Origin of the sequence: Pseudomonas sp. B20 (assembly GCF_020515755.1) — a bacterium.
GTDB classification, from domain to species: Bacteria; Pseudomonadota; Gammaproteobacteria; order Pseudomonadales; family Pseudomonadaceae; genus Aquipseudomonas; species Aquipseudomonas syringae.
In genome coordinates, this window is record NZ_JAHPJG010000032.1 from 1 (window position 1) to 11,855 (window position 11,855).

General features: G+C 61.9%; 1 pseudogene. It reads right to left on the reverse strand.

Features of this window, described 5'->3' with window-relative positions:
- A pseudogene (gene sypC, locus LIX91_RS24200) lies at nt 1-11,524 on the reverse strand (syringopeptin non-ribosomal peptide synthetase SypC); the annotation flags it as partial.
- Nucleotides 11,525-11,855 lie beyond the last annotated feature (331 nt).

The window sequence follows — 11,855 nt, forward strand, 5'->3', positions numbered from 1 at the left end:
AGCCGATAATCATCGCCGGGCCACGTTCCACGCAGATCGCCACGCGATCATCAGGGCGTACACCCAATGCCAGCAAGCGATGAGCGACCTGGTTGGCACGCGCGTTGAGTTCGCCGTAGCTCAGGGTCTGCTCTTCGAACATCAGCGCTACGGCGTCTGGCCGTTCTGCAGCGCGGGCTTCGAATCGCTGGTGGATGGGTGTGTCATTGGCGTAGTGCTTGCCAGGCTCGTTCCATTGCTCGAGCAACTGCGTACGTTCGTTGAGCGGCAGTATCGAAATGGCGCGCAACGGAGTTTGCGGCGCCTGTTCCAGCGCATCGACCAGCCCTTCTGCTGCCAACTGCAGATAGTCACAAAGACGCTGCGCGCCGATGCTCGCGGCCACCAGCGCGGTGAACAGGAAGCCTTCGCCCATATCGTCGACATTGACGGTCAATGGGTAGTTGGTGCGTTCTTCGTCGTCCAGCGCCAGCGACTGCATGCCATTCCAGGCGGTAAGCGCTTCATCGGTCACGGCTACGCTGCTGTGACGATAGTTGAGCAAGGCGCTGAACAACGGCGCCGGTGCGACTACGCCGCTGCAACGCTGGGCCAGCGCCAGTGACGCATGCTCGTGCCCGAGTAAGCCGGTCAACCGCCGATGCGTGGCCTTGACCCCGTCACGCACGCCCTGTTCGCCCAAGTCCACGCGCAGCGGCAAGGTGTTGATGAACATGCCAAGGGCTCGTTCGGCACCCTCGCCGCTCTGCATCCGGCCCATCAATACGGTGCCGAACACTACGTGTTCACGTCCGCTGAGGCGACCCAGCATTTGCGCGAACGCCAGATGGATCAGGCTTGCCGCGCTGACCCCAAGTTGCCGCGCCTGAACCCTCAGACGCTGGCTCAAACCGCTGTCCAGCATCAGGCGGGCCTGATCGATAGCGTTGCCGTCGCCTTGTACATCGTGCAGGCCGAACGGCAGCGTCGGCTCGTCGATGTCGCCAAGCATGTCCTTGAAGAACAGCTCGTGGTCGTGTTCGTTCAGGCCCAGTCGGGCCTGAGCGACATAGTTGCGGTAAGGGATGGAGTCGCCAAGCTGATCGGCCTGACCGAGCAGGCAGACCTGCATTTCATAGCGCACCTGATCCAGCGCGGTGTGGTCAAGGATCATGTGGTGAAACATCAAGGTCGCCAGCCAGCGCTGGTTGACGGTGTCCAAAGCACACACCAGACGCATCAAGGGTGCCTGACGGATATCCAGGCGTATCTGGCGTGGGTCCAGGTGCTCTTGCAACTGACGGGATATATCACCGAGGCAAGGGTTGAACTCAATCTCTTCCATGCTGAGCTCGACATGGCGCCAGACCACCTGCAACGGCTCGTCGAGGCTTTCCCAGTGCATGGACGTGCGCAGGATGTCATGGCGGTTGATGACCGCTTGCAGCGTTTGAGCAAAGGTATCCAGGTGAGTGCGGCTGTCAAAGGCGAACTGCGCCTGCAATACATAGGGGTCGCCCTGTTCGGCGCTGATGTGGTGATAGAGAATGCCCGCCTGCAAGGGTGCCAGCGGGTAGATGTCTTGCACATTCGCCGCGCCGCCAGGCACGCCAGCGACCACTTGATCGATCTGCACCTGGGTCAGGTTGATCAGCGGCAGCATGTCCGGGGTGATTTTCTGGCAGTTTGCTGGAATGCAATTGGCCGGGATCACCAGCTCGTCGACCGCGCCTGTCGCCGCAGCCAGTGCCGCGAGGGTCGGCTGGCTGAACAGCTTACGCACGTTGGCACTCAGGCCAGCCTGGCGCATACGTTCAATCAGGCTCACCGCCAGCAGCGAATGGCCGCCCAGTTCAAAGAAGTGATCGTGGCGACCGACACGCTCGATGTTGAGCAAGTCGCTCCAGATCTTCGCCAGAGTGATTTCGGCTGTGCCTTGTGGCTCCTCGTAGCCGCTACGGATCAGTGCATCACCGTCCGGTGCTGGCAGGGCCTTGCGGTCGAGTTTGCCGTTCGGGGTCAGCGGCATTGCGTCGAGCAGCACATAGGCTGCCGGGATCATGTAGGCCGGCAATTGTTCCTGCAGCCAGCCGCGCAGGCTGTCGATGTCCACCGAAGCATGCCCTGCGCTCAGGGTGTAATAGGCCACCAGACGCTTGTCGCCGGGAATGTCTTCGCGGGCGGTGACTACCGCTTCGTGGACCGCCGGGTGTTTGGCCAGACGCGCATCGATCTCGCCGAGTTCGATTCGGAAACCACGGATTTTGACCTGATCGTCGTTACGACCCAGGTATTCGATATTGCCGTCTGGCAGATACCGGCCAAGGTCGCCGGTGCGGTACATGCGTGCCGCCGGCTGCTGGCTGAACGGGTCCTGCAGGAAACGTTCGGCGGTCAGGTCGTCACGGTTCAGGTAGCCACGGGCCACACCGGCACCACCAATGTAGATTTCACCCGCGACGCCCAATGGCACGGGCTGCTGTTGCTCGTCCAGCAGGTAGAACTGTGTATTGCCGACCGGTTTGCCGATGTGCGCAGCGAAGCCGTCTTCGCGATCCATGGCGACCCAGCTTGAATACGTGGTGGTTTCCGAGGGGCCGTAGAGGTTGCACAGGCGCTGCACGCCGGTCTTCTCGAACAGCGATTCCACCAGGCTGCGTTTCAGCGCTTCACCCGCCACGTTCACGGTGTGCACCGATTCCGGCAGGCCGTTGACTTCCAGCAGCGCATTCAGCGCCGACGGTACGGTGTTGATCAGGCCGATATCGTGCTCGCCGTATTGCAGTTCAAGGACGTTTTTCACCACGTTGATGCTGCCGCCCGAGGTCAGCGGCGCAAAGCACTCGTAGACCGCGAGGTCGAAGTTCAGCGAAGTGGAAAACAGCGTTTTTTCCAGTGCCGAAGTGTCCGTCCCGGCGTCGAAGGCGCTATGCGCCCAGGTCAGGAAGTTCACGGTGTTGCGGTGTTCGATCATTACGCCTTTTGGCAGGCCGGTCGAACCCGAGGTGTAGATCAGGTACGCCAGATGCGCCGAAGTCAGGCCCGGCACCTGCGGATTCTGGACGGATTGGTCCTGCCAATCGCTCAGATCAAGATTGATGACAGGCACCGAAGCGTCGGCCAGCAGGCCCTGAGTAGCTGTTTGAACCAAAACTGCCGCCGGAGCGCTGTCCTGCAGCATGTAGGCGATACGTTCCGCTGGATAGGCCGGATCCAGCGGCACATAACCGCCACCCGCCTTGAGGATCGCCAGCAAACCGACGACCATCTCGGCACTGCGTTCAACACAGATACCGACGCGGGAATCCGGCTGCACGCCCTGCTTGCGCAAGGCATGGGCCAGGCGGTTGGCCTGCTGGTTAAGCTCGCGATACGTCAGGCGCTGCTCGCCGTGGACCACTGCCAGCGCCTGCGGGGTGCGCTCGACCTGTGCTTCGAACAAGCCATGAATGGTCTGCTGCTGCGGGTAATCCATTGCTGTGTCGTTGAACCCCACCAGCAACTGCGCACGTTCGGCAGCAGGCAGGATCGACAGGCTGTCGAGGGCCGCAGACGGTGACTGCTCAAGCGCATCCACCAGATGTTCCAGCACGGTCTGCATGTAAGCGCAGACCCGTTTGGCACCCACGGCGCCGGTGACCAGTACGTTCAGGTTGAAGCCTTCACCGGAGTCATCGACGTTCAAGGTCAATGGGTAGTTGGTGCGTTCTTCGCTGTTCAGCGTATGAATACCCTGCCAGGCCTGGCTCGCCCGCTCGGATACGCTGCCAGGCGCACTATGGCGATAGTTGAGCAGCGAACTGAACAGTGGCGTTGGTGCGGGAATGCCGCTGCAACGCTGAGCCAGCGCCAGCGAAGCATGCTCATGGGCCAGCAAGGCAGTCAGGCGTTCATGAGTGGCCTTGACCCCGTCATGCACGCTTTTCCCGCCCACCGAAACCCGCAGCGGCAAGGTATTGATGAACATCCCCAATGCCCGCTCGGCGCCTTCCCCGGCCTGCATCCGGCCCATTAGTACGGTGCCGAACACCACGTCCTGTCTGTTTGCAACCGAGCTCAATACCTGAGCCCAGGCCAGGTGCACCAGACTGGCGGTGCTCACACCCTGTTGTCGGGCCTGAGCGCGCAGTCTCAGGCTCAACCGAGGGGCCAGCGCAAGGTTGGCTTCCTCGATATCAAGCCCATCGCCCTGCACATTCATCAGACCGAACGGCAGCGTCGGCTCGTCCACATCACCGAGCATGTCGCGGAAAAACGCTTCGTGATCGGCCTGGCTGACGCCCAGGCGTGCCTGGGCCACATAATTGCGGTATGGCACCGGTGTCGACAGGTTTTGAGCTTCGCCCAACAGCCAGGCCTGCATTTCATGCTGTACCACGGCCATCGCCATGTTATCGAGGACCATGTGATGGAACAGCAGCATCGCGCAGATGCGCTGATTCAGCGGGTCTTCGGCATAGGCCAGGCGCATCAGCGGTGCCTGAGTGACATCAAGGCGGTGGTGACGCGGGTCGAAGCGGCTGTGCAGTTGCGCGCTGAAATCACCGGCTGCCGGGTCGAGTTGCAGCATCTCAAGAGGCAATTGTGCGTGGCGCCAGACCACCTGCACGGGTGAGTCCAGGCCTTTCCAGACTACACCGGTGCGCAGAATGTCGTGACGATCGATAACCGTCTGCAAAGCCTGGACGAAAGCATCCAGGCGCGCGCGGTCATCAAAGGCGAAATGGGCCTGCAGCACATAGGGATCGCCCTGCTCGGCAGCGATGTGATGATAGAGAATGCCTTCCTGCAACGGTGCCAGTGGATAGATGTCCTGCACATTCGCCACGCCGCCCGGCACTGTGGCGACCACCTGATCGATCTGCGCCTGGGTCAGGCTGGCCAGTGGCAGCAGGTCGGGCGTAATGCGTTGGCAATCCTCGGTGATCAGATTGGCCGGCACCACGATGTCCGTGCTACCGCCAACTGCAGCAGCCAGTGCGGCCAGGGTTGGCTGACTGAACAGCACGCGCACATCGGCGCTCAGGCCCAACTGGCGCATACGCCCGATCAGGCTTACCGCCAGCAGCGAGTGTCCGCCCAGTTCGAAGAAGTTGTCGTGACGCCCGATCCTGGCCACGCCCAGCAGGTCTTGCCAGATGGCCGCGATCTGCGTTTCGGTTTCGCCCTGTGGAGCTTCATAGTCGCGGTTGATCAGTGCATCGCTGTCCGGCGCCGGCAGGGCTTTGCGGTCGAGCTTGCCATTCGGTGTCAGAGGCATGGCCTTCAGCAGCACGTAAATGGCCGGCACCATGTACTCGGGCAGCTTTTCCTGCAAATGGCTGCGCAGGCTGTTGATGTCTACCGAGGTATGCCCCGCCGCCAGGGTGTAATAAGCCACCAGACGCTTGTCGCCGGGAATGTCTTCGCGGGCAGTGACCACGGCTTCGTGGACCGCCGGGTGTTTGGCCAGGCGTGCATCGATCTCGCCCAATTCGATACGGAAACCGCGGATTTTCACCTGATCGTCGTTACGACCGAGGTATTCGATATTGCCGTCTGGCAGATAGCGACCCAGGTCGCCAGTGCGGTACATGCGTGCTGCTGGGTTTTGGTTGAACGGATCCTTGAGGAAGCGTTCGGCGGTCAGGTCGTCGCGGTTCAGGTAGCCCCGTGCCACACCGGCACCGCCGATGTAGATTTCACCCGCAACACCCAGTGGCACGGGCTGCTGTTGCTCGTCCAGCAGATAGAACTGCGTATTACCGACCGGCTTGCCGATGTGCTTAGCGAAGCCGTCTTCGCGTTCCATCGCCACCCAGCTCGAGTAGGTGGTGGTTTCCGAAGGGCCGTAGAGGTTGCACAGGCGCTGGACGCCGGTTTTTTCGAACAGAGATTCGACCAGGCTGCGCTTCAGCGCTTCACCGGCCACGTTCACCGTGTGCACCGATTCCGGCAGGCCATCAACGTCCAGCAGCGCTTTCAGCGCCGACGGCACGGTGTTGATCAGGCCGATATTGTGTTCGCCGTGTTGCAGCTCCAGCACGTTCTTGACCACCTCGATGCTGCCACCCGAGGTCAGCGGCGCAAAGCACTCGTAGACGGCGAGGTCGAAGTTCAGCGAGGTCGAGAACAGTGTTTTTTCCAGCGCAGAAGCGTCGAAAGCACTGTGCGCCCAGGTCAGGAAGTTCACGGTGTTGCGGTGTTCGATCATCACGCCTTTCGGCAGACCGGTGGAGCCCGAGGTATAGATCAGGTACGCCAGATGCGCCGAAGTCAGCCCCGGCACCTGCGGATTCTGGACGGATTCGTCCTGCCAGTTGCCCAAATCAAGGTTGATCACTGGCACCGAAGCGTCGGCCAGTAACGCTTCAGTCGCCGACTGCGCCAGCACGGCGGCAGGCGCACTGTCCTGCAGCATGTAGGCAATACGTTCCACTGGATAGGCCGGATCCAGCGGCACATACCCGCCGCCCGCCTTGAGAATCGCCAGCAAACCGACGACCATTTCCGCGCCGCGTTCGACACAGATACCGACGCGGGAATCCGGCTGCACGCCCTGCTTGCGCAAGGCATGGGCCAGGCGGTTGGCCTGCTCGTTGAGCTCGCGATACGTCAGGCGCTGCTCGCCGTGGACCACTGCCAGCGCCTGCGGGGTGCGCTCGGCCTGTGCTTCGAACAAGCCGTGAATGGTCTGTTCGTGCGGGTAATCCAGCGCGGTGTCGTTGAAACCCACCAGCAACTGCTCACGCTCGACAGCCGGCAGGATAGACAAACCTTGTAACGACGCTTGTGGCATTAGCTCTAGAGCATCCACCAGATGCTCCAGAGCCGTGTGCATGTAACCGCACACGCGCTGCGCACCGATCGCGTTCGTCGCCAGCGCTGCCAGTTTGAAGCCGTCACCCATGTCATCGACGTTCAACGTCAATGGATAGTTGGTGCGCTCTTCGCTGCTCAGGGCATGAATACCCTGCCAGGCCTGTACGGCACGTTCGGACACGCTGCCAACCGCACTGTGGCGGTAGTTGAGCAGCGCGCTGAACAGTGGCGTCGGTGCGGCAACACCGCTGCAACGCTGAGCCAGCGCCAGCGATGCATGTTCGTGAGCGAGCAACGCGGTGAGTTGCGCGTGTGTCGCCTTGATCCCGGCGCGTACGCCCTGCCCGCCCACGGCAACCCGCAGCGGCAAGGTGTTGATGAACATCCCCAGTGCCCGGTCGGCGCCTTCACCGGCCTGCATACGGCCCAGCAGTACGGTGCCGAACACCACATCGCGACGGTCGGAAACCTTGCCCAGCACCTGGGCCCAGGCCAGGTGGACCAGACTGGCGGCACTCACCCCCTGTTGTCGGGCCTGAGCACGCAGGCGCAGGTTCAGCTGGCTGTCCACGGTAAGGACGGCTTCTTCGATATCACGCCCATCACCCTGCACATCCTGCAGGCCGAACGGCAGCGTCGGTTCGTCGATATCACCCAGCATGTCGCGGAAAAACGCTTCATGGTCAGCCTGGCTGACACCCAGACGCGCCTGAGCCACGTAGTTGCGGTATGGCACTGGTGTCGACAAGGTTTCGCTCTCGCCAAGCAGCCAGGCTTGCATTTCATGCTGCACCACGTCCATGGCCATATGATCCAGGGCCATATGATGGAACAGCAGCATCGCGGTGATTCGCTGGTTGAGCGGGTCCTCGGCATAGACCAGGCGCATCAGTGGCGCTTGAGTCATATCGAGGCAGTAGTGACGCGGGTCGAAGCGGCGATGCAGTTGCGCGCCGATCTCACCGTCTGCCGGGTCAAGCTCAAGCCCTTCAAGGTGCAACTGCGCCTGGCGCCAGACCACCTGCACCGGTGAGTCCAGACCGTCCCAGACCACCCCGGTACGCAGAATGTCATGACGGTCGATAACCATCTGCAAGGCTTGAACGAAGGCGTCCAGGCGCTCGCTGTCATCAAAGGCAAACTGGCTCTGCAACACATAGGGGTCGCCGACCTCGGCTGCCATGTGGTGATAAAGAATGCCTTCCTGCAACGGCGCCAGCGCGTAGATATCCTGAACATTCGCCACGCCGCCGGGCACGGTGGCCACCACCTGGTCGATCTGCGCCTGGGTCAGACTCGCCAGCGGCAACAGCTCTGGAGTGATGCGTTCGCAGTCTTTGCCAATCAGGTTGGCTGGCACATTGATTTCACGGCCTGCGCCGACGGCTGCGGCCAGTGCGGCCAGCGTGGGCTGGCTGAACAGCACGCGTACATCGGCGCTCAGGCCCGCCTGGCGCATGCGCTCGATCAGGCTGACGGCCAGTAGCGAGTGCCCGCCGAGCTCAAAGAAGTGATCGTGACGGCCGACGCGCTCAACGTTGAGCAATTCGGACCACAAGCGCGCCAGGGTGATTTCCACTTCACCCTCGGGAGCCTCGAATTCGCGGCTGGCGTAGGCGTCGGCGTCCGGTACCGGCAAGGCCTTGCGATCCAGCTTGCCGTTGGCGGTCAGCGGGAAAGAATCCAGCACCATGAAGGCGCTTGGCACCATGTATTCGGCCAGAGAAGCCGCCAGTTCGCGGCGCAGTTCGACCGCTGACAAGGCGCTGTTTTCTTCGCCGACCACGTACGCCACCAGGCGTTTCTGTCCAGGTTCGTCCTGGCGGGCCAGCACCACGGCTTCTCTGACGCCAGGGCATTCGACCAGACGCGCCTCGATTTCACCCAGCTCGATACGGAAACCACGGATTTTCACCTGGTCGTCGTTACGGCCCAGATACTCGACAACCCCGTCTGCGTTCCAGCGACCAAGGTCGCCGGTGCGGTACAACAGGGCTCCAGTGTCATCGCTGAAAGGGTTGGCGACGAACTGTGTGGCGTTCAGCTCCGGGCGGTTCAGGTAACCCTTGGCCACGCCCTGCCCGCCGATATAAAGCTCCCCGACCACGCCCATCGCCACCGGTTGGCGCAGGGCGTCGAGCACATAGACCTGGCTGTTGCCAATGGGGCGGCCGATGGGAATACCGCCGTTGCCGACCGAGGTGATCTCATGGGTCGTGGAAAAGGTCGTCGCTTCGGTCGGGCCGTAGCCGTTGAGCAAGTGTCGCGGCGCGCCTTCTGCCAGCACCCGGGCGATTACTGCCGGGTCCAGCACGTCACCACCGACGATCAGGTAGCGCAATCTGGCGAAGGCCTTCATCAGGCCGTCGGCATATTGATGGAACAGGCCTGCGGTCATCCACAGCACGCTGACCGACTGAGAAAGCAGCAGCGCGCGGAACTCGTCAAGTGACAGTAACACCGACTGCTCGACCACGACCACGCAGCCGCCATTGAGCAGCGGCGCCCATACATCCAGGGTGCTGGCGTCGAAAGCCGGGTTGGAGGCGAACGCTACACGATCCCCGGCATTGAAATCGGCATAACCGTTGTTGAGCACCAGCCGGCTGACAGCACGGTGCGGCACCAGTACGCCCTTGGGCATGCCGGTGGAACCGGAGGTGTACATGATGTAGGCCACCGACTCGGCGGACGCTGACGGTACCGGGTTGGGCGCATCGCTTTGCAGTTCCAGCAGGTCAAGGTCAATCCGCTGAATGCCTTCGGGAAGGTCGTGGCGAGCCAGCGTCAACATCTGCCGCGCGCCGCAGTCTTGCAGCATGAACGTTTGACGTTCGGCGGGGGCGTTGGTGTCCAGCGGCACATACACCGCCCCACATTTGATAATCGCCAATTGACCGGCCAGCAGATCAAGGGAGCGCTCCAGCAGCAGTGCCACCCGCTCGCCCGGTTGCACGCCGAGGTCGACCAGGTGACGAGCCAGCGCGTTGGCGCGACCGTTCAATTCCCGGTAGGTCAGGCACTGGTCATTCTGTACAGCAGCCAGTGCATCAGGCTGCGCCGCCACTTGTTGTTCGAAAAGTTCCTGCAGGCTGCTATTGCGTGGGTAGTCGCGTGCCGTGTCATTGAAGTCATGCAGCACTTGCTGGCGTTCGGCTGGAGAGAGGACTTGCAGACGCTGCAACGGGGTTTGCGGCTGCTGCTCCAGCGCCTCTACCAGCGCGCCGAGTGCCGTCAACATGTACTCGCCGATCCGCTGTGCACCGATCTGCGCCAGGGCTTGAACCGTCAGGCTGAAGCCCTGGCCCAGGTCATCCACCGACAGGGTGATCGGGTAAGTGCTCTGCTCCTCGCTGCCCAGACTCTGCAAGCCGTTCCAGGCCTGCAGCGCTTCGGCCGAAGCCACCGATTCGCTGGCACTGTGACGGTAATTGAGCAGCGAATTGAACAACGGCGCCGGTGCGGCCACGCCGCTGCAACGCTGGGCCTGGGCCAGCGACGCATGTTCATGACCGAGCAAGGCCGTCAGCCGTGCATGGGTGGTTCTGACCCCTTCACGCACCGCATGCCCTTCGAGCTTTACCCGCAACGGCAAGGTGTTGATGAACATGCCCAACGCCCGGTCAGCGCCATCGCCGCCCTGCATCCGGCCCATCAGCACCGTGCCGAAAACCACATCCGACTTGCCCGACAGCGCACCCACCACCCGCGCCCAGGCGAGGTGATGCAGGCTCGCGGCACTGACCCCAAGCTGCCGGGCCTGTGTCCGCAGGCGCGCGCTCAATGCGTCATCGACGGGCAGGTGCACATCTTCGATCAGTGGATCGCTGCCCGGCGTTTCGAGCACGCCGAACGGCAGCGTCGGCTCATCGATGTCGGCCAGCATCTCGCGGAAAAAACCTTCATGAGCATCAGCTCCGACACCCAGTCGGACCTGTGCCACGTAGTTACGATAAGGCACTGCTTCGGGCAAGGCATGGCCTTCGCCGAGCAGAAAAGCCTGCATCTCGTGCTTCACCAGGTCCAGCGCAGCGTGGTCAATGGCTATGTGGTGGAACAGCAGGATAGCGACCCAGCGGGCGTTGGCCGGATCTTCAGCGCACACCATGCGCATCAACGGAGCCTGGCGCAGATCGAGCCGGAAATGCCGGGGATCATAGCGTTCGTGCAACTGGATTTCGATGTCGCCGCCAGCCGCGTCCAGCGTCAGCTCATCCACAGCCAGCGTTGCTTCGCGCAACACCACTTGCACCGGTTCGTCGAGGCCTTCCCAGACCATCGCCGTGCGCAGGATGTCATGGCGTTCGATCACCGCCTGCAGTGCCTGGGCGAAGTCGTCGAGACGTTCGCGGCTCTCGGCGCCGAACAAAGCCCGCAATACATAGGGGTCGCCCTGCCCGGCCGTCAGGTGATGATAGAGAATTCCTTCCTGCAGGGGCGCCAGCGGGTAGATGTCCTGCACATTGCCAGCCCCACCCGGTATCGCGTCGACGATCCTGTCAATCGCTTCCTGGCTCAGATTGGCCAGCGGCAGCATGTCTGCAGTAATGCGAAAGGCCGGGCTGAGCCAGTCACCGCCCATTCGAGCCACCAGCGTAAGCAGTTCCGCCTTGTGCACGCTCAGGCTTTCAAGAGTGGCACTGTCCAGCCCCTCGTCGTCACCGAGAATCACCAGATCGTCTTCTTCCTGTTGAAGACGGATAGCGTGCGTGGAAAGAACTGCCATCAATTCGCTGAAGTGCATCGAGTAACCTGCTGTTTATCATTTCGGAGAGGGTTGACGACTCTGGAGCACGGAGTCGCAAACAGTGTTTCGCACGATAAAAACGGAGGGGCTTCGAAACTCGAAGACAGAGCGGGGTTCGGGCGCAGGTATGATGGAACCCGCAGCAACAAAGGGCTGCGGTCCTCCGATACACACACGAAACTTCCCGTTCGCCGTGCTTCCCACACGCCGCAAAAATTAGAGCATCCATGGGCGACTGTCTGTCGTGGGAAGCTGGGACAAGACTTGAGCGTGACGTCGACGCAGCGATACCGGGGCGTTCAGTCAGACGGATACGGACTGGGGGGTT